This is a genomic window from Pseudoalteromonas sp. MMG010 (assembly GCF_018100905.1).
Taxonomy (GTDB): domain Bacteria; phylum Pseudomonadota; class Gammaproteobacteria; order Enterobacterales; family Alteromonadaceae; genus Pseudoalteromonas.
The window spans coordinates 144,737-169,066 of the sequence record NZ_JAGJEG010000005.1 but is presented as its reverse complement, the minus strand read 5'-3'; the positions used below and the strand labels follow the sequence as shown (position 1 = coordinate 169,066).

General features: G+C 38.1%; 23 protein-coding genes. 13 read left to right on the top strand and 10 right to left on the bottom strand.

Annotated elements, in window-relative coordinates:
- The first annotated feature begins 106 nt into the window (after positions 1–106).
- From J8L70_RS07730 to J8L70_RS07705, 6 genes are all read left to right on the top strand, one after another.
- Positions 107–1,699: a YHYH protein gene (locus J8L70_RS07730; RefSeq protein WP_211054966.1), complete on the top strand. Its 1,593-nt coding sequence runs from the start codon at positions 107–109 to the stop codon at positions 1,697–1,699.
- Between the two features lie 6 nt (positions 1,700–1,705).
- Positions 1,706–2,230 (top strand): hypothetical protein, encoded by a 525-nt coding sequence (locus J8L70_RS07725; protein ID WP_247664735.1) that lies wholly within the window; start codon positions 1,706–1,708, stop codon positions 2,228–2,230.
- Positions 2,217–3,665 (top strand): ATP-binding protein, encoded by a 1,449-nt coding sequence (locus J8L70_RS07720; protein WP_211054965.1) that lies wholly within the window; start codon positions 2,217–2,219, stop codon positions 3,663–3,665. The genes J8L70_RS07725 and J8L70_RS07720 overlap by 14 nt, the downstream gene beginning before the upstream one ends.
- A gap of 21 nt (positions 3,666–3,686) precedes the next feature.
- The gene (locus J8L70_RS07715) at positions 3,687–4,361 is read left to right on the top strand and encodes a response regulator (protein WP_211054964.1); all 675 of its coding nucleotides are present in this window, start codon (positions 3,687–3,689) and stop codon (positions 4,359–4,361) included.
- A gap of 111 nt (positions 4,362–4,472) precedes the next feature.
- Entirely contained in the window at positions 4,473–4,751 is a 279-nt protein-coding gene (locus J8L70_RS07710) for an EF-hand domain-containing protein (RefSeq protein WP_211054963.1), read from the top strand.
- A 10-nt stretch (positions 4,752–4,761) separates the two neighbouring features.
- Positions 4,762–5,220 (top strand): hypothetical protein, encoded by a 459-nt coding sequence (locus tag J8L70_RS07705; RefSeq protein WP_211054962.1) that lies wholly within the window; start codon positions 4,762–4,764, stop codon positions 5,218–5,220.
- Positions 5,221–5,338: 118 nt separating this feature from the next.
- On the opposite strand, the gene J8L70_RS07700 is transcribed toward J8L70_RS07705, so the two are convergent.
- The 4 genes from J8L70_RS07700 to J8L70_RS07685 form a co-directional block, all read right to left on the bottom strand.
- Positions 5,339–7,264 carry a GGDEF domain-containing phosphodiesterase gene (locus J8L70_RS07700; protein ID WP_211054961.1) on the bottom strand — a complete coding sequence of 642 codons (1,926 nt, stop codon included), beginning with the start codon at positions 7,262–7,264 and terminating at the stop codon, positions 5,339–5,341.
- 190 nt (positions 7,265–7,454) lie between these two features.
- Complete coding sequence (yghU, locus tag J8L70_RS07695; RefSeq protein ID WP_211054960.1) at positions 7,455–8,318, bottom strand: glutathione-dependent disulfide-bond oxidoreductase; 864 nt, start codon at positions 8,316–8,318, stop codon at positions 7,455–7,457.
- 34 nt (positions 8,319–8,352) lie between these two features.
- Positions 8,353–8,931 (bottom strand): rhomboid family intramembrane serine protease, encoded by a 579-nt coding sequence (locus tag J8L70_RS07690; RefSeq protein ID WP_211054959.1) that lies wholly within the window; start codon positions 8,929–8,931, stop codon positions 8,353–8,355.
- 116 nt (positions 8,932–9,047) lie between these two features.
- Complete coding sequence (locus tag J8L70_RS07685; protein ID WP_211054958.1) at positions 9,048–9,731, bottom strand: type 1 glutamine amidotransferase domain-containing protein; 684 nt, start codon at positions 9,729–9,731, stop codon at positions 9,048–9,050.
- 120 nt (positions 9,732–9,851) lie between these two features.
- Here J8L70_RS07685 and J8L70_RS07680 point away from each other — a divergent pair, with 120 nt between their 5' ends.
- Positions 9,852–10,778: a LysR family transcriptional regulator gene (locus J8L70_RS07680; RefSeq protein ID WP_211054957.1), complete on the top strand. Its 927-nt coding sequence runs from the start codon at positions 9,852–9,854 to the stop codon at positions 10,776–10,778.
- Positions 10,779–10,780: 2 nt separating this feature from the next.
- Here J8L70_RS07680 and J8L70_RS07675 read toward each other — a convergent pair whose 3' ends face one another.
- The 3 genes from J8L70_RS07675 to J8L70_RS07665 all read right to left on the bottom strand — a co-directional run bounded on the left by J8L70_RS07675 (position 10,781) and on the right by J8L70_RS07665 (position 14,692).
- Positions 10,781–11,515, bottom strand: coding sequence for a dienelactone hydrolase family protein (locus J8L70_RS07675; RefSeq protein ID WP_211054956.1), 735 nt, complete (start codon positions 11,513–11,515; stop codon positions 10,781–10,783).
- A gap of 94 nt (positions 11,516–11,609) precedes the next feature.
- Positions 11,610–12,455 carry a carboxylate/amino acid/amine transporter gene (locus J8L70_RS07670; RefSeq protein WP_211054955.1) on the bottom strand — a complete coding sequence of 282 codons (846 nt, stop codon included), beginning with the start codon at positions 12,453–12,455 and terminating at the stop codon, positions 11,610–11,612.
- A gap of 104 nt (positions 12,456–12,559) precedes the next feature.
- On the bottom strand, positions 12,560–14,692 hold the full coding sequence (locus tag J8L70_RS07665; protein WP_211054954.1) for a M3 family metallopeptidase: 2,133 nt from the start codon (positions 14,690–14,692) through the stop codon (positions 12,560–12,562).
- Between the two features lie 402 nt (positions 14,693–15,094).
- On the opposite strand from J8L70_RS07665, the gene J8L70_RS07660 reads away from it, so the two are divergent.
- The 6 genes from J8L70_RS07660 to yegD all read left to right on the top strand — a co-directional run bounded on the left by J8L70_RS07660 (position 15,095) and on the right by yegD (position 21,995).
- On the top strand, positions 15,095–15,958 hold the full coding sequence (locus J8L70_RS07660; RefSeq protein WP_211054953.1) for a mechanosensitive ion channel domain-containing protein: 864 nt from the start codon (positions 15,095–15,097) through the stop codon (positions 15,956–15,958).
- Positions 15,959–16,308: 350 nt separating this feature from the next.
- On the top strand, positions 16,309–18,594 hold the full coding sequence (locus J8L70_RS07655) for a TonB-dependent receptor (RefSeq protein ID WP_211054952.1): 2,286 nt from the start codon (positions 16,309–16,311) through the stop codon (positions 18,592–18,594).
- A 102-nt stretch (positions 18,595–18,696) separates the two neighbouring features.
- Positions 18,697–18,996: a hypothetical protein gene (locus tag J8L70_RS07650; protein WP_211054951.1), complete on the top strand. Its 300-nt coding sequence runs from the start codon at positions 18,697–18,699 to the stop codon at positions 18,994–18,996.
- 54 nt (positions 18,997–19,050) lie between these two features.
- Positions 19,051–19,707 carry an HAD family phosphatase gene (locus J8L70_RS07645; protein ID WP_211055001.1) on the top strand — a complete coding sequence of 219 codons (657 nt, stop codon included), beginning with the start codon at positions 19,051–19,053 and terminating at the stop codon, positions 19,705–19,707.
- A gap of 22 nt (positions 19,708–19,729) precedes the next feature.
- Positions 19,730–20,578, top strand: coding sequence for a DNA ligase (locus J8L70_RS07640; protein WP_211054950.1), 849 nt, complete (start codon positions 19,730–19,732; stop codon positions 20,576–20,578).
- A 52-nt stretch (positions 20,579–20,630) separates the two neighbouring features.
- Entirely contained in the window at positions 20,631–21,995 is a 1,365-nt protein-coding gene (yegD, locus tag J8L70_RS07635; protein WP_211054949.1) for a molecular chaperone, read from the top strand.
- 9 nt (positions 21,996–22,004) lie between these two features.
- Here the strand turns inward: yegD and J8L70_RS07630 are convergent, their stop codons facing one another.
- From J8L70_RS07630 to J8L70_RS07620, 3 genes are read right to left on the bottom strand one after another with little or no spacing between them, the layout of a single operon-like run.
- The gene (locus J8L70_RS07630; RefSeq protein ID WP_211054948.1) at positions 22,005–22,469 is read right to left on the bottom strand and encodes a methylglyoxal synthase; all 465 of its coding nucleotides are present in this window, start codon (positions 22,467–22,469) and stop codon (positions 22,005–22,007) included.
- Between the two features lie 18 nt (positions 22,470–22,487).
- Positions 22,488–23,120 carry a LysE family translocator gene (locus J8L70_RS07625; RefSeq protein ID WP_211054947.1) on the bottom strand — a complete coding sequence of 211 codons (633 nt, stop codon included), beginning with the start codon at positions 23,118–23,120 and terminating at the stop codon, positions 22,488–22,490.
- Positions 23,121–23,125: 5 nt separating this feature from the next.
- A complete protein-coding gene (locus J8L70_RS07620; protein WP_211054946.1) occupies positions 23,126–24,319 on the bottom strand; it encodes a multidrug effflux MFS transporter in 1,194 nt (397 codons plus the stop codon).
- Between the last annotated feature and the right edge of the window lie 11 nt (positions 24,320–24,330).

The following is a 24,330-nucleotide window of genomic DNA, read 5'->3' as shown; positions in this document are numbered from 1 at the left end:
TTGTAAATAATGTAACTTGATATAATTTAGTTAACTAAATGCACATTGTTTACACATTTTTTTGTTAAATTTCCTTTAATGAGTAATAAATGAGGTGATTTATATTATGAAATTATTTTTTAACACAGTAAAAGTGATGAGTTTAGTCGTTAGTTGTGTATTTTTAACGGCCTGTGGCAGCAGTTCAAGTGATAGTAGTACGAGTGTAGTTACTGATAGTGCACCGAGTGTTGATGCCGGTGTCGATCAAGTGGTCGAGCAAGGCGATACCGTTACGCTTTCAGGCAGCGTTGAGGATGATGGTGATTACAGTATTACATGGGCGCAAACACAAGGAACAAATGTAAGTTTAAGTGATGTGTCTACATTAACAATTGAATTTGTTGCACCTACGGTCAGTGTCGATGAAGTATTAGAATTTGAGCTAAGTATTGATGATGGTACTAACGATGAGGTGACTGATACTGTCACTATCACTGTATTAGCAACAGATGATAGTGATGATGAATCAGGTGGGGAAGATTCAAGCCTGTCTGCTAATCACTTAGCAAGCTGGTTAATTAATAATGAAACAACATCAACATATATACAAAATAATGGCGCGGTTGTAGAAAATGTACAATCGGCTCAAATTGTAACTGTTTCAGAAGAAACAAGTGATGTTGACTACATGTTCGTGAGCGCAACCGACATTCCAAAATATGATGTGACATTAACGCAAGCTCAAATTGATGCGTTAAATAATCGTCCTAAAGCAGCCTCTGACTTTGCTAACGGAGTAACCAGTGCAGAAGCAGGCCAAACTATTTTGTTTGGAGAGGATATTGGTTACAACAGCAGTTCAGAAAACTGTGATGATACCGGTGGGGCGGGATATTGGCCGCCAGGACCAGGTTGTCCTACTGAACAGTCGGTTGAAGCTTATTTTCCTGTTTCACCGGCGGTTTCTGGAGATACAACCTGCGAAACCGGTTTAGGTACAGTGGGGTTAATGGTTAACGGCACCAGTATTTTTAACTGGGGTGACGGCATGAGCTATGGTAATAATGTGTGGTACACATTAGCACCTATCGCCGAGCAATATGATGTGGATGTGTGTGGTGGTCATGCAGCGAATGGTGAGTATCATCATCACTTTTATACAAGTTGTTTAGCTGAATTAGTGAATGATGATGGCGATGAACACTCACCAATTTATGGTTTTGCTGCAGATGGTTATCCACTTTATGGCCCTTATGAAAGTGACGGGCAACTTGCTTTAAGTGGATGGGCTATGCGTGATTATGGTGCATCAGAAAGCTTAGGTGGATGTGATACTCCAGGTGAACGTACATGTACTTTGGTTGATCAGTATGATATTTCAAAAGGTGTAGAAAGCAGTGAGTCTGGACCTGATATTGGTGAGTCTGTAACGACACTCTCAGGTAATACATTAACAGCTGATGATGGTTATTATTTTGAAGATTATTATTACACCCAAACTGAGGTCAGTGGTGCTCAGTTAGATGAACATAATGGTCACGATACAAATGACGGTAAAGGTTATCACTATCATATTACGCTAACGCTTGATGATGACGGTAATTTATCTCCGGCATTTCCATATCAAATAGGGCCACGTTTTAAAGGTGAACTTGCCGACAATTCGTTTGGTAGTTGTGATACCGGTGATACGATGGGGCCTCCACCGCAAGGTTAGTAAACGATGAATAAAATAACTTATTTAGCGTTAAGCTTATTTGTTGTGCTTTTTAGTGTTAACTCAATAGCACAACAAAAGATGATGGATCACAGCCATTTACCGATAGTTGTTCCTAGTAATGCACCGACTCCAGCGCTAAGCTTAAAGTTAACTGTCGATGCAATGTCGGGGTATAACTTAATTTTAGACACTCAACGCTATGATTTATCTGTGCCACCGGCAGGAAAAATGGATATGCAAGCTATGATGAGCCCCGCATTTAATCAGCATACGGGGTTTTTGCAAGGGCATGCTCATTTGTATATTAATGGCATTAAAATACAACGTGTTTATGGTCATGCTCTACATTTACCTGCATCATTATTTAAAAATGGTATGAATACTATTTCTGTTACACTCAATAATCATGGCCATATGTATTGGACTGCACAGGACAAAAAAATAGTGTCGACTCTGTACATTAATACTTTGTTAGCAAAACCAATTACCTATAAGTTCGAGAGCTTTCCTGTTAATGAAAATTCATAATAAACTTTTTATCGCGCTTTTTAGTTTTACTTTTTTTATGATTGTTGCTGTTGTATTGCTAATGCAATGGAGTATTGGGCAGGGCATGATTAATTTTGTTAATGCAAAAGAGATTAAAGCGCTTGAACCGCTTACTGTAAGCCTTGCTCATCAATACGAAAAAAGCGGTTCGTGGTCTGCGCTAAAAATAAGTGATGAGCGCTTTTTACGATTAGTGGAAGTACAGCTACGTAATAGTGAATTTTTACCCGATATGCCTATGGGTCCTGGCGATAGAATGCAGAGACGTCCTCGCTTTCCTCCTAATGACGCTGAGCAGCCAATGCAAGGAAGAAGACCTCCTCCGGGGCGCGAAGCACATTATGCGCTGCTTGATAAACAAGCGAAAAAAGTTGTAGGAAAGCAATACCCTAATTTAAAATATATACAAACCCCCATTAAATTAAACGATGAAATTATAGGGTACCTTGCTGTATCTAAAAGAGAAAATTTGGCAGATGGCTATGAGCTGGATTTTTTGAAACAGCAAACAACCTACTTATGGATTATTGCATTTACAGTCTTACTATTTACATTACTCATTGCCTTTTTACTCGCAAGGCACTTAGTTTACCCTGTAAAGCGCATAGCCAGTGGCATGCATCAGCTTAAAAAAGGGTATTACAATACGACGCTGACACTTGATAGAAAAGATGAGCTGGGGCAACTGAGTAAAGACTTTAACACGTTAGCGTTAACACTTGAGCAAAATGAGCAGGTAAGAAAGCGTTGGCTGGCAAATATTTCTCATGAGTTACGTACACCAATCAGTATTTTATTAGGTGAGCTTGAAGCCATGCTACTTGGTATTAGAGAGGCTAATAAGCAAAATATTAGTTCAGCTAATGATGAGGCGCTGCACCTAAAAAGGCTCATTGAAGATTTACATACACTTAATAGCGCAGAGCTTGGAGGCATGCATTACAATATGCAGCCAACAAATATGAGTGAAATATTTGAATTAATACAGCAAAAATATGAGGTGTTATTTAGGCAGCATAAAATTGTTTTTTGTATCGTTAATATGGCAAATGAACCATATATAAATGCGGATAAAACACGTTTATTACAGCTTATTGATAATCTTTTAATGAATGCGGTACATTATGCCCAATGCTCTGAAATTTCTATCAATGTTCAAAATATAAAAGTAAATGAGCAAGACTTTATAGAGATCATGATTGAAGATAATGGCATTGGGGTTAATGAAGAACACTTGCCTCATTTATTTGAATATTTATATCGTGTTGATTCATCCCGTAATCGTCAACAAGGTGGGACTGGATTAGGGCTTTCTATATGTCATCATATAATTATGGGTCATAATGGTGAAATAAAAGCACAGCGTTCTGCATTAGGTGGGTTAGGTTTTGTAATTAAATTACCTGTAGTTTAAGGTGTTTTTGAAAGGTTAAATATGAGCAAACAAATATTAATTGTTGAAGATGAAGTTAAATTAGCTAATTTATTAAGTGACTTCTTTAAAAGTCATCACTTTAATACCCATCAAATTCACCACGGTGACGATGTTATTGCGTGGTTAGAAGTAAATAACCCGAACATTATTTTGTTAGATGTGATGTTGCCGGGTAAAAGCGGGATTGAATTATGTAAAATAATTAGAACTTTTTCAAATGTGCCCATAATAATTGCTTCGGCAAAAGTAGATGAAATTGATCGTTTATTAGGTTTAGAGTTAGGTGCGGATGATTATATTTGTAAGCCCTTTAGTTATGCTGAAGTGGTTGCGCGTGTTAAAGCAATTTTAAGACGCATTGATAATAATAGCGAACAAGTAGACTCCATTATATTAGATGAAAATAGCTTTAGTGTTAAATATAAAACACGACAAATAGAGCTTACTAACTTTGAATTTCAGCTTTTTAAACCACTTTTTAATCACCCTAACCGTATTTTCTCACGTGATAGCCTGATGGATACTATGTATTCAGATCAACGTATTGTGAGCCATCGTACTATCGATAGCCATATTAAAAAGCTACGTAAAAAGTTAGACGAACTCACTAAAACCGAAAGCATTATTCAGTCGGTATATGGAGTCGGTTACCGTTTTATTCCACCTGAAAAATAAGCGACGTTCCTTATTTTTTGCACATTGTTTGCATTTTTTGTTTGTAAAGTAACCTTATCAACACAACGGTTGAATCCTTTTAGTATATTGAATCAAGGTAAGGTTACTATTATGAAGCGCAGCACACCTATTACATTAATCACTTTAGCTTTACTTGCATTTACAGCCAATGCTGGCGCGCAAGATCGCTCTGGTCCGCCACAAAAACCTGACTTCTCATCAATTGATAGCGATGGTAGCGGTAGCATTAGTTATGACGAATTTAACGCAAAAAAACCGCCTCATATTGATGATGTACAATCAATATTTGACGAAATTGATACTGATGGTAACGGTGAAATCAGCGAAGATGAGTTTTCAAGCCATAAACCAGCACGCCGAGAACGCTAAGGATTAAAAAATGATAAGCAGTATAAATAATACCAATGCCAGCTTTATGACTTCGCAAACAACACAATCGTCAAAGCTAAGCACTGAACAAAGTGATTTTGTGACACAAACACTCTCTGAATACGATGCGCAAAATCTATCAACAGAAGATGCACAAGCTATTCAATCAGCATTTGAAGAGCAAGGTATTGAACCAACACAAGAGTTAGCTCAATTAATGGCTGAGCTTGAATTTGATGCACAAAGCATTGGTGATGCGGCTCGTTCAGAAGAAGGTCAGCGTCCACCACCACCGCCGCAAAACTCATTAGAATCTGTTGATACTGAAGAAGTAGTGAGTTATTTAGATGAGCTATTAGGCCAATACTCGGAGCAATTAAATGATGAAGACAAAGAGTCTATTTTAGCTTCGGTACAAGAAAAATTTGGTTTAAGTGAAAGCGATTCATTGTTAAGTGTCACTGCTTAAATTTAATTAATAGTCTGACCAAGTAACTAGCCCATTAATTTTATTGGGCTTTTTTTATGGGAAAAATAATCTTAATTAATAATTTTTCTGCGTATTACAAAGTCATTTAAGTTGTATTTTATGAAGCAAGTTTGCTATGAACTTCTTCAACTTCAAGTGGCTTTGCAAAGTAATAGCCTTGTAAATGAGTAACCCCAATTTCAGTTAACGTGTTTGCTTGTTCTTGTGTTTCAACGCCTTCAGCCACGGTCGTAAATTTTAATGATTCAGCAATATTAACGACCGCATTGATCACACTTAATCCTCGTTTATCCATATTTTGCACAAAACTTTTATCTATTTTTACAATATCAACCCCGATATCAAGCATATTAGACAAAGATGAATACCCCGTGCCAAAGTCATCGATTGAAATGACAAAGTTATTTTCTTGTAGGGTTTTAATCGTATTTGCGAAATGGGCTTTATCTGCTGCAAATATTGACTCGGTTACTTCAAGGTGAAATACCGATGGGCTTAACTGATATTTAGTTAATAAGCTGCGTAATTTAGTAATAAAGCGTTTATCTTGTAATTGCATGACAGAGACATTCACACTCATAGTTAATTTTCGTTCAACTAATTTGAAGTCGATTACATATTGGCATGCTTGTTCAAATACCCATAACCCTAAGTCGTTAATGATCCCGTATTGTTCAGCAATAGCAATAAACTCATCAGGAGAAATAGGCTGCCCATCTAGCTGCCAGCGTAATAAAGCTTCGAAACTACTAATGTGATGGGTTTGACTGTTAACAATAGGTTGAAATACTAAGCGCAGTGCATTTTCATCGCCAGCAGTTTTCAAACGAGTACTTAACAGTAATTCACGATCTAAAGTGTGCTGTAATGAGTCATCAAAATAAGCCACGCCGCCTTTTTCTTTGCGCTTTTGGTGGTACATGGCAATGTCTGCAAATTGTATTAAATTAGATAAATCATTTGTGTGCTGAGGATATACAGCAACACCAATAGTCGCCGATAACCAATCGTGATCGCCAAGCTGTGGGTGAGGTTTAGAAATAGTCGCAATAAGTTGACGTGCTAATAAACTACAATGCTCTTGGTTTTGATAAGGCATGAGTAATAAAAATTCATCGCCCCCCCAACGGCACTTGCATGGTACTGATAAACTGGCATTTTCTATCCGCTTTGCTGTTTCTTTAAGTACCCGATCACCAACTTGATGACCTAAAGTGTCGTTAATTTGCTTAAACATGTCTAAATCTATAAAAAACAGAGCAAATGATTTTGTTGGGTTATCAATTATATACTGTTGGCTTTTAGATAAAAATGCTTTGCGGTTCGGCATAGAGGTTAATGGATCGGTATTTGAAAGCCGAGATATTTGTTCAGTGCGTTGCTCAACTTTACGTTCCATTTCTTGTAGCAGATGCTCGTTTTGATTTTGTAAACGAATAGAATGTAATGTGAAGCGAGCTGACTTATTTGCTGAGGCTATCATTACAAAGCTAAATGAAAGCCCTAAAACACCTAAAACTTGTAAATAATACAGCTCTGTAAATAATAAAAAAGTGGAGTATGGAATCAATAAAATAGCGCTATAAATAATCGCTGTGAATCGATGACCTGATAATACATTGACTGAGCCACCTGCTAGAGCCGATAAAATAATGGTAATGACAGTTGTTTCTAAGATATTGCTAGCATCATAAAATACGATAGCAAAAATGGCCCAGAGACAGGCTGTAATTATGCAGCCTGATGAGAAGCGACACTGATGATATTTTATATTTACAGGCTCAGGCTTTCGAATTTTAGTTTTAAAATACAAGGCATCTAGATACCTAAGCCACAGAGTAAATAATATAGTGCACAACCATACACTTTTGCCTAAGGTAATGGATTGATCAACTTTAAAATTTAAACCAAATACGATAATAATAGATACAAATATAGATATAACTAAGCCGTGGCTAGTATTGGCGTAAAGTATTTTCAAGGCTTCAAGTTGTTCGCTTGATTTAGTTGTAGCTAATGACAAGGTGATCTCGATAGTAATGGATTAAAGCTAGGTGTTTTTTATTGCTTTTTTATTGCTTTATCTGCAAAAATTATTATTTTAGTAATTTAATCGAGAACCCGCTATTAGTAAATGTTTTTTGCTTTTAATTTATAGAAAAACCAAGTGAACAAGGTAAGCGCACTTGGTTTTGTCTCATGAGTGTATAGGTTTAAGTAACAGGTTTACTTTTTAATACCGCATCAATCTCTTTGCTACTGTGACGGTTAGCTAATTGCTCCCAAGGCTCACCCCATGTTTTATTTACAATACGACCTCGTTGTACAGCAGGGCGTGCTTGTATTTGTTTTGCCCAGCGCTGTACGTGCGTGTAATCGTGTACTTGTAAAAACTCGCTTGCTTCATACAAGTTACCTAATACTAAGTTTCCATACCACGGCCAAATAGCCATATCGGCAATCGTGTATTGGTCCCCAGCAACAAATTCATGTTGTGCCAATTGCTTATCTAGCACATCAAGCTGGCGTTTTACTTCCATAGCAAAGCGATTTATTGGGTATTCGTATTTTTCGTCAGCATACGCATAAAAATGACCAAACCCACCCCCTAAAAATGGGGCAGAACCTTGAGCCCAAAACAGCCAGTTAAAGGTTTTTGTTCTTTCTACGCCTGAAGTGGGTAAGAACTGTTGAAATTTTTCTGCTAAGTGGAGCAAAATTGATGCCGATTCAAAAACATTGATCGCTTCACCATTAGAGTGATCGACTAAGGCGGGGATTTTTGAATTGGGGTTTACATCTACAAACCCCGATGAAAATTGATCGCCTTCGCCTATGTTAACTAAATAGGCATCGTATTGTGCTTGTTCAACCCCCAGCTCAAGGAGTTCTTCTAAAAGTATGGTTACTTTTTGCCCATTAGGTGTTGCTAAAGAGTACAATTGAAAAGGGTGTTCGCCTTGCTGTAATGCTTGCTCGTGGCGTGCGCCCGAGATAGGGCTATTAATATTAGCCCATTTATTAGCGCCCGCGGCGTCGTTTTTCCATACTTTAGGTGGTACATAGCTGTTACTCATAAAGACTCCTTAGTTGAAAATAAAAATATAACGTTTAGCGTTTTTTTAATTTATCTTTTTTAGCTAGCATATAAGCCAAAATAAACCCGCTAATAGCACCAAACAAATGGCTTTCGAATGATATATGTTGACGTTGAGGGAGTACTCCCCAAATAAATCCGCTGTAAAAAACGACCACCAACAGTGCAATTAAAATAGATTTAAGCGAGCGCCTAATTAAAGCGTAAGCTAATAAAAAGCCCCACAATCCATAAATTACACCACTGAGTCCGACATGAATATTACTTCGGCCAAATAACCATACTAATAAGCCTCCCATTAATGCGGTGAATACAAAAACATAATAGAACCGTGCGACACTATATTGGCAAATTAGCCAGCTTAAAATAGCAAACGGCACCATGTTGCTGGTAAAGTGAAACCAGCTACCATGCAAAAATGGGGCGCAGATAATGCCAATTAAATGGGAAGTATGACGTGGGTATATGCCCAGCCCATTTAAATTAATACCGGGTAAAGAGTTAATTACTTGCAAAATAAAACAAATAATAATCACCCCTAAAATGGCAACACGGGTACTTTTTAATAAAGCTTGGGAAGATTTTTTAGTCATTTAAGTCTCTAAAAAGGCGTTATTTTATGCCAGTATAGGATTAGCTGTTTTAAAAGAGAACATAAAAATAAACTAAGCAGATGCAGTTTAATCACTGCATCTTTAAAAATAGTTAATTAACTTAACTTAGTGATTAGTTTTTTTGCGGTTAATGCAGAGCTGGCTGGGTTTTGACCGGTAATCAATAAACCATCTTCAAGTGCTAGTTCGCCCCAATCGTCAACTTTTTTATAATCACCGCCTTTTTTAATGAGCTCGTTTTCAACTAAAAAAGGAACTACATCAACAAGCTGCACAGCGGCTTCTTCGCTATTACTAAAACCGGTTACTTTTTTATCTGCAACCAACGATTTACCATCGGCTGTTTGTGCATTTAACAGCACAGCACTTGCATGACACACCGCCGCCACAGGTTTGCTCTGAGCAATAAAGCTTTCAATTAACGCAATAGAGTGTAGGTTATCTACTAAATCCCATAACGGGCCATGTCCGCCTGGATAGAATACGCCATCGTAGTTATTGGCATTAATATCACTTAGCTTACTGGTATTGGCCATTAACGTTTTTGCGTGGCTATCGTTATCGTAACGTTTAGTTGCTTGTGTTTCAAAATCGGCCAGTGTGCTTGTTGGATCAATCGGCGGTTGACCACCGGCTACCGAAGCGAGCGTAACTTCAAAGCCAGCATCAACAAATGCGTAATAAGGTGCGGCAAATTCTTCTACCCAGAAGCCGGTTTTTTCACCCGTATTACCAAGCTCTGCATGTGATGTTAAAACGATTAATACTTTTTTAGCCATAGTGTGTGCCTTTTGATTAATAAAATACGTTAATAACTACTATAAGGACTAGCACTTGTTTAAACAACGATGATAAATTTAACTATATTGGTTTAATAATTTATACAATGTAAATATATTATGAAAGTGTCTTTTGAACAGTTAAAAAGTATGGTGGTATTTGCACATATTGTTGAGCAAGGAAGTTTAACCGGTGCAGCAAAGCAATTAGGGCTTACCCGGGCCGTTGCGAGTTACCATTTGAAAAAATTAGAAACGCAGTTAGAAGTCACATTATTAAATCGCTCTACGCGAACCATGGCTTTAACCGAAGCGGGTATTGCTTATTATGAACGTTGTCGGGTGATTGCAGAGCAAGCAAATGCAGCTAACTTACAAATTGAAAATATTAAACAAGAACCACAAGGACTAATAAAAATAAGTTGTCCGGTAAATGTTGGTATGCAACTGATTGTGCCCGCTATCAGTGAGTTTAAGCGCTGTTACCCTAAAATTATAATCGATATACAGTTAAGTGATGATGTGGTTGATATTATTAAACATGGTTTTGATATTGCGATACGCGGGGCTGCATTAATTGACTCAAACTTACAAGCCACTAAGCTTGCCACAATGAGTACCTGTATTTGCGGCTCTACAGCGTATTTTAAACATTATGCCAAACCACATCATCCCGATGAATTACTCAACCACCAATGGGTCGGGTATCAGTTATCAAATAAAACGTTAAGTTTATACAAAGAAGGCAAAAAGTTTGATGTGACAATGCAAGGTGGGATCCGAACAAATAACGCAGCGGCACGCACTGCGTTTGTCGAAGCGGGCCATGGTATTAGCCGTATTCCTCTTTACGATGCGTGGCCTAAAGTACAAGCAGGTTTACTTGAAATTATATTAGCTGATTACCGTACTAAAGATATTGAGTTATATGGTGTGTTTCCACCGGGTGCAACAAGCTCTAAAAAATTACGTTTGTTTATCGACTATTTAAAAGCGTACTTTACAAAACAGCATACCGCATTTGGTATGCTTAAAGTGGGCCATTAACGCTATAAAACACGGTTAAACAAAGCAACCGCTTGTTGGTACATAGTAATGGCTAACGCGGCGTCGTAACGCTCGCCTTCATCACGCATAAAAGCGTGCTGTGCATTTACTTCTTGCCAATGATAGTTTATTGCGGTGGTTTGTAGTTGTTGGTAAATTTTATTGCGTCCTTCTTGTGGTACATGAGGGTCTTGTTTGCCCCATACAAAGTGAATTTCTCCTTGTATATCGGCCATACGCTCAAATGAGTTATTACCCGGTTGTGCGACAAGGGTATCGCTGTGTATATCGGTAGCGTATAAGCAAAATGCAGCTTTTATTTGAGGGTTTAATGCGGCTCGATACGCTAAATGCCCGCCAATACATACGCCCATTACACCGATATTATCGTTGCAAAAGGGCTGTTGTTTTACAAACTCTATCATTGCATCTGTATCGCTGTCGTGGTGCTCTAGCGGTTTAGCCCATTTATCGGCGTTGCCTTTATCTTTACCTACATCATCATAGGCTAACACGGTACCCATTGGGTTTAATTCATGAAATATTTCGGGGACTAACACCACAAAACCATGACTTGCTAAAATAGCAGCACTTCGAGCAATAGGCGCAGTTTGTTGAAAAATCTCAGAATAAAAAATAATAGTTGGAAATTGACCTGCTTGTACCGGTCTGTATAGACTGGTTTGCATTATCCCTGTTGCAGTTTTAAGTTCTGCATTTTGTTGTTGTATGATCATTATTGCGCTCAGCAGTTAAAAAATAATAGTGTAACTGAGCGCATTTAATTAAACGACTTAATATTAACAATGAATCGTTTTATAAGGTGCTTACTTAATGACGTTGCTTATTAATACGGTAATTAATTATTAGTGCTAATAACATGATGCCTGCACCAATACTTAAACGTAGTAGGTCGGCATTTCGATTCCAAATGATAATATTAACTAAAATCCCAGCAGGAATAAGTAAGTTATTCATAACCGCAAGTGTTCCAACATTAACTAGGGTTGCGCCTTTGTTCCAAGCAAAATAACCCAGCCCAGATGCAATAATCCCTAAATAACATAAAACCCCCCACTGTATCGCGGTGCTCGGGTGCTTTTGCGGGTTACCAAACAAGACATAGCATATTACAGCCACGATTAAGGCGCCGATAAAAAACCAGCCAAAGGTCGTTTTATGCTCTATTTGGTGATGGTTCATTAAACGCTTATACGTTACTTGGCCGATAGCAAAACAAATGTTGGCACCTTGGACTAACAATAACCCAATTAAAAAATGGCTGTTTATTGTATCGTAACGAATGGTAATCGCGCCGCATACAGCAATCAAAGCTACAGTAAAAAAGCCCGGGTTAAAGCGCTGCTCAAGTGCATCATTTAACAAGGTAATATAAATAGGGGTCATGACGGTAAAAAGTAATACTTCGGGCACCGTTAAATATAAAAAGGAATGGTAATAAAAACTATACATAGCACCAAGTTGAATAGCGCCAATAAGCATAAGTTTAAATGCCAGTGCTTTTGGTGTGTGTTTTAAAAAGGGTAAAAATACCAATGTTGCTAAAGCAATACGAATTAATACGCTAAACCAGGCATCAACTTGTCCTGCTAAATAAACACCAATAAGGCTAAAAGAAAAAGCCCACAGTAAGGTGACAGCAAATAAATAAATCATTATTTTTTCAATGAAAGTAAGTAATTTCGCTAGTTTAGCATTCCTTATCTAAGAAACAATAAAAGCCCGCAAGCGGGCTTTTATGATTAGCTGTAATTAATAACTTACTCGACTAAACCACGGCGCTTAAGTAGTGCGTCGGTAGTTGGTTTTTGTCCTCTAAATTCGATATAGCTTTGCATTAAATCGCGGCTATTACCTTTAGATAAAACTTCTTTACGGAATTTGTCGCCATTTTCACGCGTTAGACCACCATTGTGTTCCATATGTGCAAATGCATCAGCCGCAAATACTTCGGTCCATAAATAGGCATAGTAACCCGCAGAATATCCGCCAGCAAAAGTATGGCTAAAGTAGTTTGATTTGTAACGAGGCGGTACTGGGTAGTAATCAATACCGTGTGCTTTTAGCGCATCGCTCTCAAATTTTTGCACATCGGTAATTTTTTTATCAGAACCAAATGAGTGCCATTCCATATCTAATAATGCAGCCGCTAAGTATTCGGTTGTGCCAAAGCCTTGGTTAAACTTTTGCGACTCAAGTACTTTGTCTAGTAGTGCTTGTGGAATAGGCTCGCCAGTTTTGTAGTGTTTAGCGTAGTTTGCTAATACACTTGGCTCTATCATCCAATCTTCGTGTGCTTGTGATGGAAACTCTACAAAGTCACGAGCTGTAGCAGTACCGGCTAAGCTCGGGTACTTAACATCAGAAAATAAACCGTGGGCGGCGTGGCCAAACTCATGGAACATTGTAGACACTTCATCAAAGGTCATTAATGTTGGTTCGCCTGCTGCTGGTTTTGGAATATTTTGCGCGTTATAAATAACAGGCTTAGTTCCCACAAGGCCGCTTTGACCAACGTATGAACTCATCCATGCACCACCACGTTTACCTTCACGTGCATATGGGTCCATGTAAAATAAACCAATGGCGCTACCATCTTCGTTAAATACTTCATAAACAGTTACATCTTCGTGGTATACCGGTAAATCGCTACGCTCTTTAAAGGTAATGCCGTAAAGTTTGTTCATAGCAAAGAATAAACCATTATGAATAACCGATTGCATTTCAAAGTAAGGTTTAACTAGGGCAGGGTCTAAGTCGTATTTTTCAGCACGTACTTTTTCGGCATAAAATGCCCAATCCCAAGGTTTAAGCTCAAAACTTTGACCTGACTCGTTAATTACCTTTTGAATCGCAGCGGCTTCGGCTTTTGCTTTTTCAACGGCTTTTGGCGCTAAATCATCTAAAATACCGTATACGTTGTCGGTTGTTTGTGCCATACGCGAGGTCATTACATATGACGCCCAATCTTTAAAGCCTAACAACTCTGCTTTTTGTGCGCGTAAGTTTGTTTCTTTAATAATGATAGGACCGTTTGTTTGAGCAGCGCGATTAGCCGATGTTTCAAATATTTGTTGGCGTAATTCACGGTTCTCTAAGCTACTTAAAATAGGCTGTTGAGTGGTGTTTACTAATGTGATCATATAGCCATCTTTGCCCGCTTTTTTAGCTGCAGCAGCTAAACCAGCAATGTCGCCTTCAGATAAACCCGCTAACTTTGCTTTATCTTTAACGATGATGACATCTTCTTTAAATGATTTTAAAACATTTTGTGAAAATGCAGTTGAAAGATTAGCAAGCTCTGCGTTTATTTTACGCATTTGCGCTTTTTCAGATTCGTTTAACTTAGCGCCAGCTCGTTCAAATTGCTTGTAATAAAATTCAACAAGACGTTGGTCTTCTGCATTTAGCGATGCTTTGTTGTTGTAAATAGTTTCTACGCGGCTAAATAATTTACCATTTAGGTAAATGTCATCTGAGTGAGCAGACAAGACGGGCGCCATTTTTTTACTGATGCGCTGGTATTCATCATCAGAAATTAGACCCGATAAGTTATAAAATGCGGTTGAAACACGGTCAAGTAACTCGCCCGATAATTCCATTTTAACTAATGTATTTTCAAATGTAGCGGGCATTGGGTTATTCGCAATGGCTGCAATTTGTGTTGTATGCTGCGCAATACCAGCATCAAATACGGCTTCGTAATCTTTAGTACCGAATTTATCAAACTCAGGAGCCATATATTGTAGTGGACTTGGTTTAAATAAAACGTTGTCGGTCATGGCTTGTACTTGCTCTGCAGATTCAGTGACTGTGTTTTTTGTTTCAGTAGAAGAACAAGCCGATAGTAAAATAACACTAGCAACAGTGGTTGCAATTAGGGTCTTACGCATAATAACTCCAAAAAAAGAATTGCCGAAATAGGCTGTGCGATTAATTTAACCCCGTTAACTTATCAAATTTTGGCGGTTATACAATAAAGTTTATCGGTATTTCGTGGGATTTAAACGCAAATTAGCTAAAGAGTGCCAGGTATGTAGGTAAAGTAGTGTCAAAAATAAGCGCTCGCGCTATGTTTGTTTTTTTAATTATAGTTAAGCTCGCTGGTTTCTATTACGCCATTTTATCAGCTAAAAATAGATCATTAGTTAATATATAAAATAAGTAAACTCAGTTAGGTTGTCGTATAATTTGGCAAAATATAATGATGTTTAATTATTTACCACAGTATAAGTTACACTATGTTGTATTAAGCTTATGAATTCCATTTTATTCACTTCTTTTTTGAGTACCTTATGAACCTTGAAGCAATCAATCAAATTTTAGCGTATTCGTTATTTAGTTATAACGACATTAATATTACGGTCGCAAAAGTGGTTCAGGTCCCCTTGATTTTATTTGTCATATGGTTTGTCGTGACCCGTATTGGTAAATTAATAAAAAAGACATTGCTTGCAAAAAAAATGAACCAAGATGTGGTGCATTTATTTACCCGTATTTATTTTATTTTAACTGTCGCTATTTTAATTTTTACCTCTCTTGAGGTATTAAATATTCCACTTACCGCTTTTGCATTTGTATCGGGGGCTATCGCCATTGGTGTAGGCTTTGGAGCACAGAATATTATTAATAACTTTATTAGTGGGTGGATTTTAATGTGGGAGCGGCCCATTCGTATTGGTGATTTTTTAGAAGTGGGGGCTGCTAAAGGGATTGTAGAAACAATTAATACGCGCTCAACCCGAATTCGTCGTAATGACGGCGTGCACATGTTAATCCCTAATAGTCAGTTGCTTGAAAATACAGTCACTAATTGGACGTTAATTGATAGGTGCGCGCGCTCATTTGTTAATGTAGGGGTTGCGTATGGCAGTGATGTGGTTTTAGTTAAACGCTTAATTCAAGAAGTGCTTAATGAACATGATGCGATTTTAACAACCCCAAATTCTAACGTGTTATTTGATGATTTCGCCGATAGCTCTTTATTGTTTAGTGCGACTTTTTGGGTCAATGCCGATACGGAAACAACGCTAAGGCAAGTGCGCAGTGATTTGCGTTTTAGTATCTATGCCATCTTTAAAACACATAATGTAGAAATAGCTTTCCCACAACGAGATTTACATATTGATGGTGAGATTATGATAAATAAAAAAAGTTAAACTTTTTTTATCAATGAGCGGCTTAAATGAGCCGCTTTTTTTTATTTAAAATGAGCACTTTGTTACTAAATATTATCCTTTAGGTTTATTTATGCTTTTAATTTATTTAGTTGAATTAAAGTTGCTTTTTTGGTTTTTTTTCATTCTATTTGTAGCGGGGTAATGTTTTTTTAAGCTGGTATAATGTTAATCGTTCGATCAGCCTTATATCCTATTTTTGTATTCTTGAGAGTAAGGTCCGCGTAGCAAAATACCGCAATACGCGAAAAATTGGTCGAACCCGTAATGAGGATGTTACGCAACACTTTAACCGTTGAACAAGAATGCACCCAACAAGGTTTAATCTTTACATGAAATCAATCAAGAAATCTGCACTAGCTATTATCGTTAATACCACTTTATTTTCTACCGTAGCAGGAACTTCATTTGCTACACATGCTGCAGAAGACGAATCTGCACAAAAAAATAATCAGTTAGAAGTTATTCAAGTCACTGCCCGTAAACGTGTAGAAAATGCGCAAGAAGTTCCTGTCGCAGTATCTGCTCTACAAGGTGACAGTCTAGATGCTTATAGTTCGGCGGGGATGGATATTCGCTTTATGAATGCGAAAATACCTAGCTTAGCTATTGAGTCGTCGTATGGTCGTACTTTCCCTCGTTTTTATGTACGTGGTTTAGGTAATACCGATTTTGATTTAAATGCCTCTCAGCCTGTGTCTCTTGTGGTTGACGATATAGTACAAGAAAATGCTATTTTAAAAGGCTTTCCAGTTTTTGATGTTGAGCGCGTAGAGGTTTTACGTGGTCCACAAGGTACGCTGTTTGGTCGTAACACACCGGCTGGCCTAGTTAAATTTGACTCTGTTAAACCAAGCCAAGAGTTTGAAGGGTTTAGCTCAGTTTCTTACGGTACCGATAGTGCAATTGATTTTAGAGGTGCTGTAGGTGGTGGTTTAACCGATAACCTTTCTGCTCGTGTGTCTGTTTTATGGCAAGACAAAGATAACTTTATTGATAACCGCGCACCAAATTATGAACAAAACGATGCGTTAGGTGGCTACACCGACCGTGCTGCGCGTATTCAATTTTTATACGAAAAAGATGACTTTTCTGCACTACTAAATTATCACGTGCGTAATATGGATGGCACACCTATCCCATTTCGTGCAAATGCAATAAAAAGCGGTACTAACGATTTAGTTGATGATTTTGATTATAACGTGGTTTATCACGATGCTGCTGAGCGTGAAAAGCAATCGGTAGATGCACAAGGACTAAGCTTAAAAGTTGAATATGACTTTAATGACTTAACATTAACTTCAATCTCTGGTTGGGAAAGTGCAGAAGTAAGCTCTCGTGGTGATGTTGATGGCGGTTATGGCGCTGTATTTTTAGATAATTACGAAGGTCCTGGCGATATCCCTTACCCATCAGAAAGTGAAAGTGTGATGCCTGATCATAATCAGTACACTCAAGAGCTTCGTTTATCAAGCAACTTTGATGGTGCGTTTAATTACCAAACCGGTTTATTTTATTTTGATGAATCTGTAACCATTGAAAACTATAGCTATGATACGTTAACGGGTGGCGCATTAAATGGTTATGTTAATCAACATCAAGACACTAAAGCATGGGCTTTATTTGGTTCAGTAGATTACGCGGTATCAGATGCTTTAAAACTAACTGCGGGCTTGCGTTACTCTGACGATGAGAAAGAGTTTGATGCAGTGCGTAAAATAGTGGCTGATGAGTGTACTGAAAACCTAATGCAATGCCAAACAGACATTACACGCAGTACCGATGTAAGTGATGATCATGTCAGTTGGGATATATCGGCAGCGTATAAATTAAACGACGACGTGAATTTATACGCACGTGTAGCAAATACATTCCGTGCACCGAGTATTCAAGGTCGTATTACGTTCTCTGATGAAGTGACCACCGCTGATTCAGAAACAGTTACTTCATACGAAGCGGGTATAAAATCGGATGTATTAGATGGCCGTGGCCGTGTAAATGCAACGGTATTTTACTATTCGATGAACGATCAACAGTTAACGGCTGTAGGGGGTAATGCAAATACAACAAGCTTACTTAATGCTGATAAAACAACTGGTTATGGTTTTGAGTTAGATACACAATGGGTACTTACTGATGAGTTAAATGCAACATTTAACTTAAGCTATAACAATACCGAACTAAAAGATGATGATATTACTATCCCTGTGCCAGTTCGAGATACGTTGCATATTACCGATACTGTTATAGATGGTAACGCCGTGATTGATGGTAATAGTTTACCTAATGCGCCTGAGTGGATTTCGAATCTAACACTTCGTTATACGAAAGACCTTGCTGAAGGTACTTTTTATGCATATACCGATGTATCTTATCGCAGTGAGGTGAACTTCTTCTTATACGAAGCTGTTGAATTTGAAGGTAAGCCTTTAACTGAAGTTGGTCTTCGTACCGGTTATACTTGGCAAAGCAATGATAACGAATATGAAGTTGCAGCCTTTGCGCGTAACTTGTTTAATGAACAAGTGGCTATTGGTGCAATTGACTTCAATAATAATACCGCAATGGTAAATGAAGAACGTTATGTTGGTGTAGAATTTAAAGTTGATTTCTTTTAATTAGACTAAATAACATATTTTTTGAAAAGCCTGCCTTGTGCAGGCTTTTATGTTTTTATAAAACTGGTAAAGTAGCGTTAATTATACAGAAGAGAAATTAAAATGGCTGGATTTTGGAATTACCGTGTAATTTTTTGTGAAGCAACGAAAGATGAAGCAGCGCAATATCAAATACACGAAGTAGAATATAACCTAAATGGTAAAGTAACTAATTGGTCTGAAACGGGTGCAGCTCCTTTTGGCACAACATTGGATGCATTAAAAGATGACTCGGCACGTTTAAAAACAGCGTTCGACAAGCCAGTATTAAAGGTGGTTCGTAAAGCGCGTGGTTACGAGTTAGTTGATATTGAAACCGGTGAAGAAGCCACTGGTGAGCCGCCTGCAGGCTTAACTGCTTAGTGAATTATAATAAGGTGCTTAGGCACCTTTTTTATGCTCAAAAATAAGGTGCTAATAATGATAAAAGCGGTTTTATTTGATATGGATGGTACTTTGGTTGACTCTGAAAGTATGCATTTTCAATGTTGGAGCCAAATACTCGCACCATTGAATGTGTTCTATCAAGAAGATGACTTTTGCCAACGTTTTTCAGGACGCCCCACCGTTGAGGCTGCCAAGGAAATAATAACGCAATATAATTTGCCTGAAACGCCAGAGCAATTAGCACAGAGAAAACATTCGTTATTTTCAGATTATGTGCAGAGTCATTTGCCTGTGTTAATGCCATATGCCAAGCAAACATTACTTGCGGTTAAAAATATGGGATTAAAAATGGCCCTCGTTACTGGCAGTGCGCGATGTGAAGCTGAACCAATATTAACAGGCTTAGGGTTTTATGATTTATTTGACACCTTAGTAACTAAAGATGATGTTAATGCGCCAAAACCTGCCGGCGACCCTTATATATTGGCACTTAAGCAACTTAATATCCCCCCGCACGATGGTATTGCTATTGAAGATACTTGCACGGGTGTTACAGCCGCACACAATGCTAATTTAGCTGTGGTTGCAATAGCAAATAGCCATACTTATACCCATGATTTTACAAACGCAACCTACCAGATGAAAGATTTAAACGCATTTTTGCTATGGCTTGAATCTCAACTATAGTTTATTACATATATCTTATTGCATGGATGCAAGCAGAGTGATTAAATTTTTATTAGCCACTTTATTATTTTGTTTTAATTTGTTAGTACATGCACAGCCATCGGTATTATTGGCAAAAGTATTTAATGAGCAAAAACATAAAAATATAAACCATTATTTAGTAAGTGAAAAATTCGATGGTGTTAGAGCGATATGGACCGGAGAAAAGTTTATCACGCGAAAAGGGAACACCATTCATCCCCCCATTTGGTTTAGTGATCCCCTACCTAATATTTGGCTCGATGGAGAGCTTTGGATAGAGCGCGGTAAATTTTCCCAAGTAAGCGGTATTGTAAGAACGCAAATTCCCAATGATATTGCCTGGCAGCAGATCAGTTATTTAATTTTTGATATGCCAGATAGTACACTTCCTTTTAGTACACGTTATAAAAACTATCGTGATTTAGTTACAAACATCAACGCGCCTCATATTAAGGCGGTTGAGCAACATCACTTTAACGATACTCAGTTATTAATGGCCTATTTTAATGACATAACGCAACAGGGGGCAGAAGGCGTTATGCTTCATTTAGCAAACGCGAAATACAAAAGTGGCCGCAGTAATACATTGTTAAAACTAAAGCCTTATTTAGATGCTGAAGCCACTGTTATTGCGCATTTACCAGGCAAAGGAAAGTATCAAGACATGTTAGGCGCATTAAAAGTACAAACACCCGAAGGTAAAATATTTAAAATAGGCACCGGCTTTAGCGATATGCTACGGATAAACCCACCTAAAATTGGAAGTACAATAACCTTCCGATATCATGGCCTAACAAAAAATGGGGTGCCGCGCTTTGCTCGTTTTTTAAGGGTGAGAGAGCATTTATAATTTTTATAAAATGTGCTAAATTGCGCGGCCTTTTGATAATGTATGGTGAAGTATGTTTGTCGGTTTTGATTATGGTAGTTCTAATTGTGCTATGGGCGTTATGAATGAAGAAAGTGTTCAATTAGTACCACTTGAGCAAGGTAAATATTACCTACCGTCTACGCTTTATACCCACCATAGTGCTTTAGTAGTTGATTTTGTAGCTAAAAACCTACAGGGATCGGCTCACGAAAACGACTTTTTAACCCAGCGCCAAGCATTACTAAATACACTACCGCGTATAAAGTCCGATTTAGATTTACAACCCTCTGATGAAACGTTATTTATTGGACGCGAAGCGATAAATGAATATGTACAGTTTCCTGAAGAAGGGTATTTTGTTAAATCGCCAAAATCATTTTTTGGCGCAATAGGCCTAAAACAAGGGCAAATAAACTTTTTTGAAGATATTGCCACGGCGATGATCTTAAAAATTAAGCAACGCGCTGAAGACTCTTTAAATAATACACTGACACAAACCGTGATTGGCCGCCCTGTTAACTTTCAAGCCGTAGGGGCTGAAGACTCAAACCAACAAGCCGTTGGTATTTTAGAGCGAGCAGCAAAGCGTGCAGGCTTTAAAGATGTTGAGTTTTTATATGAACCACTTGCTGCGGGAATCGATTACGAGAGTAAGTTAACGCAAGATCAAAAAGTACTCGTTATTGATATAGGGGGAGGAACCAGTGATTGTTCGTTTGTACAAATGGGGCCAAGCTTTAGAGGCAATAGCGAACGTGCGCATGATTTTTTAGCGCACAGTGGTAAACGAGTGGGTGGAAATGATTTAGACATTGCGTTAAGTTTTCATGGGCTCATGCCCTTACTTGGTTTAGGCAGTACCTTTAAATCGGGGTTACCTTTACCGAATCAACCCTTTTGGCAAGCATGCAAAATTAATGATGTTAATTTACAAAGCCAATTTTATAGCCAGAGTCATTCTCGTGAATTAAATGCGCAACTTCGTGATGTAAGCGCACCTGAGCTTTATAAACGATTAATTCATTTACAGCAAAACAAACAAGGGCACCAATTGGTACAACAAGGAGAGGCGGCGAAAATCGCGTTATCTTCTGCTGACACATTTGATTGTGATTTAGGGTTTTTGAATCACGGGTTAACTGAAAACTTATCGGTAAGTGATTTAGCATTGGCAGTACAAAGTAGCATTGAGCAAATTGTAACGCTTGCTAAGCAAGCAATACAGGATGCAGCGACAACGCCTGATGTAATTTATTTAACGGGAGGAAGTGCACAATCGCCATTAATAAAAGCCGCGTTAAATGAACATTTAGGAAATATAACAATGCTTAATGGTGACCATTTTGGCAGTGTAACCGCTGGCCTAACTAAATGGGCCAGCATGGTGTTTAAATAATATAATGTGTTATAAATCGACTTGTCGGGTTGCGAGATATTTTTCGTAATCGGGCAAGGTGCGATCAAGTTCAACATCCATTAAAGGTGAGCTTAGGAGCATGTCGGCACTTACTTCATTACAGGCAACAGGAATATTCCAAACAGCCGCTAAGCGAAGCAATGCTTTTACATCTGGATCATGGGGTTGAGAGGCTAGTGGATCCCAAAAGAAAATAAGCATATGCACTTCGTGCTCAGCAATTTTTGCCCCAAGCTGTTGATCGCCCCCCATAGGACCACTCAATAGTTGTACCACATTTAATCCTGTTGTTTTTTCGATTAAATGCCCTGTCGTGCCTGTGCCATATAATGTGTGCTGGCTTAATATTGTTTTATGTTTTTCACACCACTGCTTTAATGCGGCTTTTTTACCGTCGTGTGCTACTAAGGCTATATTTTTTTGTGCGGGAAGAGACTGTTGTTTTTGTTCCATATTACTTCTTATTATTTATTAAAGTAAAAGATTAATCGCCAAAGCAATAAATACTAGGCCAGTGATCCGATCAATCCAAATTTGTGAATTTGGGTTACGGCGAAAAAACAGTGCAATTTTATCGCCAAAATAAATATACGTGCAGTCTATCGGAAAAGCAAAAATAGGATAAAGTAAGCCAAAAAAAGCCAATTGAAATGTTGCCGATGATAGTGTTGGATCGACAAACTGAGGTATAAATGCAATAAAAAACAAGGCTACTTTTGGATTGAGTACTTCAGTCATCATAGCTTGGAACATGACATTTTTTTGTTTTTCAGTCCCCATTACTTGCTCATTTTTTACTGGCTTAGCTGTTTTTATAACACTTTCTTTTATCATCATAAAACCTAAATAGGCTAAATAACCTGCACCAAGGTATTGGACTGCGGCGTAAGCGGTGGTAGACGCTTTTAAAATAGCGCTTAAACCTACCACAGCAAAAAAAGTGTGGATAACACCGCCTAAAGCAAAGCCAAAAGCACTTTGCATACCTGCATGACGCCCTTTGGCAAAGGTTTGCGCCATTAAAAATGCATTGGATGGCCCTGGTGCAACAGCCATTAAAAAACTGGCCAATAAAAATGAGGCTAAATAATCAGGATTTATCATTATAGCTAACCTTTAGTTGGATGTAATGAGTGTGCTTTTTTACTCATTAAAATTAACCATAAAGGGGTAAGGAGTAATAAATGAAAGGCAATTAGCCAAGGTGCGCTTAGTGCTAAATAATGGCTGATAAGCACTAACACACTGGCGCCACTCATTTGCATTAAACCAATTAAAGCCGAAGCTGTACCGGCTTGTTTAGCAAAGCGCGATAGTGCCATTCCAGCAGCAGAGCCTAAACATAACGAAAACCCAAGTGCTGATATTAATATAGGGATCATAAATGCAAGGGCGGTGTGAACGCGGCTTAATAACAACATTAACCCCCCTGAGAAAAGTAATAAACTGAGCCCGACACGAAGCGCACGCTGACTATTGCGTTTAATATAAATGGGAGCTAAAAAACTGGCAACAATACTTAAAATAGCATTTAGGGTAAACCAAAAAGTAAAATCGGTGACACTGCCCCCTAGCTCGGTAATTATCCAGCCCGGTGCTAAGGTTACAAATACCAAGATAGCCGACATGGCAATCATGCAAATTAAGCTATTAAAAAGAAAAATAGGGGTTTTTATAATAGGCGTAAAGCGTCTGAAATCTAAAATATGACCTTGATAATGACTATCGGCAGGGCGTGTTTCGCGAAAAAACAAGATTGTTACAGCTAAGCCTATAACAGCAAAAACAGTTAAAAACATAAAGTTCATACGCCAGCCAAATTGCAATGTAAGCCATGCTCCCAAAATAGGCGCTAATGCGGGTATAAAACACACAATACCATTGAGGTAGGTGATCATTTGCCCACTTTTTTCTGGACCATATTTATCGCGAACAATAGCAAAAGCACTCACAAATGTTGCACACGCTCCTAAACCTTGGATAGCGCGAGCGAGCATTAATATTTCAAACGACGTTGAAAAATAAGCCGCTAAAGCAGATAAGCCATATAAACATATGCCAACAATAGCGACAGGTTTACGGCCAAATTTGTCAGCTAAAGGACCCGCTATAAGTTGCCCTAATCCTACTGTAAGCATAAAAATAGCAACGGTTTGTTGTACTTGTTGCTCACTAACATGTAATTGCTCAGCAATGGTTGGAAAGGCTGGTAAGTAAATATCAATTGCCATCGGGCAGAAAATAACGAGTAATATTAAGATAAGTAACAAAGTTACATTGGGTTTTGCACTGGGTGTTTGCATTGGTCCTCCTT

Bases quoted from the DNA above. Each gene is read 5' to 3' on its own strand.
- J8L70_RS07730 (WP_211054966.1), top strand. From the start codon at position 107: ATGAAATTATTTTTTAACACAGTAAAAGTGATGAGTTTAGTCGTTAGT.
- J8L70_RS07725 (WP_247664735.1), top strand. From the start codon at position 1,706: ATGAATAAAATAACTTATTTAGCGTTAAGCTTATTTGTTGTGCTTTTT.
- J8L70_RS07720 (WP_211054965.1), top strand. From the start codon at position 2,217: ATGAAAATTCATAATAAACTTTTTATCGCGCTTTTTAGTTTTACTTTT.
- J8L70_RS07715 (WP_211054964.1), top strand. From the start codon at position 3,687: ATGAGCAAACAAATATTAATTGTTGAAGATGAAGTTAAATTAGCTAAT.
- J8L70_RS07710 (WP_211054963.1), top strand. From the start codon at position 4,473: ATGAAGCGCAGCACACCTATTACATTAATCACTTTAGCTTTACTTGCA.
- J8L70_RS07705 (WP_211054962.1), top strand. From the start codon at position 4,762: ATGATAAGCAGTATAAATAATACCAATGCCAGCTTTATGACTTCGCAA.
- yghU (WP_211054960.1), bottom strand. From the start codon at position 8,318: ATGAGTAACAGCTATGTACCACCTAAAGTATGGAAAAACGACGCCGCG.
- J8L70_RS07690 (WP_211054959.1), bottom strand. From the start codon at position 8,931: ATGACTAAAAAATCTTCCCAAGCTTTATTAAAAAGTACCCGTGTTGCC.
- J8L70_RS07685 (WP_211054958.1), bottom strand. From the start codon at position 9,731: ATGGCTAAAAAAGTATTAATCGTTTTAACATCACATGCAGAGCTTGGT.
- J8L70_RS07680 (WP_211054957.1), top strand. From the start codon at position 9,852: ATGAAAGTGTCTTTTGAACAGTTAAAAAGTATGGTGGTATTTGCACAT.
- J8L70_RS07675 (WP_211054956.1), bottom strand. From the start codon at position 11,515: ATGATCATACAACAACAAAATGCAGAACTTAAAACTGCAACAGGGATA.
- J8L70_RS07670 (WP_211054955.1), bottom strand. From the start codon at position 12,455: ATGATTTATTTATTTGCTGTCACCTTACTGTGGGCTTTTTCTTTTAGC.
- J8L70_RS07665 (WP_211054954.1), bottom strand. From the start codon at position 14,692: ATGCGTAAGACCCTAATTGCAACCACTGTTGCTAGTGTTATTTTACTA.
- J8L70_RS07660 (WP_211054953.1), top strand. From the start codon at position 15,095: ATGAACCTTGAAGCAATCAATCAAATTTTAGCGTATTCGTTATTTAGT.
- J8L70_RS07655 (WP_211054952.1), top strand. From the start codon at position 16,309: ATGAAATCAATCAAGAAATCTGCACTAGCTATTATCGTTAATACCACT.
- J8L70_RS07650 (WP_211054951.1), top strand. From the start codon at position 18,697: ATGGCTGGATTTTGGAATTACCGTGTAATTTTTTGTGAAGCAACGAAA.
- J8L70_RS07640 (WP_211054950.1), top strand. From the start codon at position 19,730: ATGGATGCAAGCAGAGTGATTAAATTTTTATTAGCCACTTTATTATTT.
- yegD (WP_211054949.1), top strand. From the start codon at position 20,631: ATGTTTGTCGGTTTTGATTATGGTAGTTCTAATTGTGCTATGGGCGTT.
- J8L70_RS07630 (WP_211054948.1), bottom strand. From the start codon at position 22,469: ATGGAACAAAAACAACAGTCTCTTCCCGCACAAAAAAATATAGCCTTA.
- J8L70_RS07625 (WP_211054947.1), bottom strand. From the start codon at position 23,120: ATGATAAATCCTGATTATTTAGCCTCATTTTTATTGGCCAGTTTTTTA.
- J8L70_RS07620 (WP_211054946.1), bottom strand. From the start codon at position 24,319: ATGCAAACACCCAGTGCAAAACCCAATGTAACTTTGTTACTTATCTTA.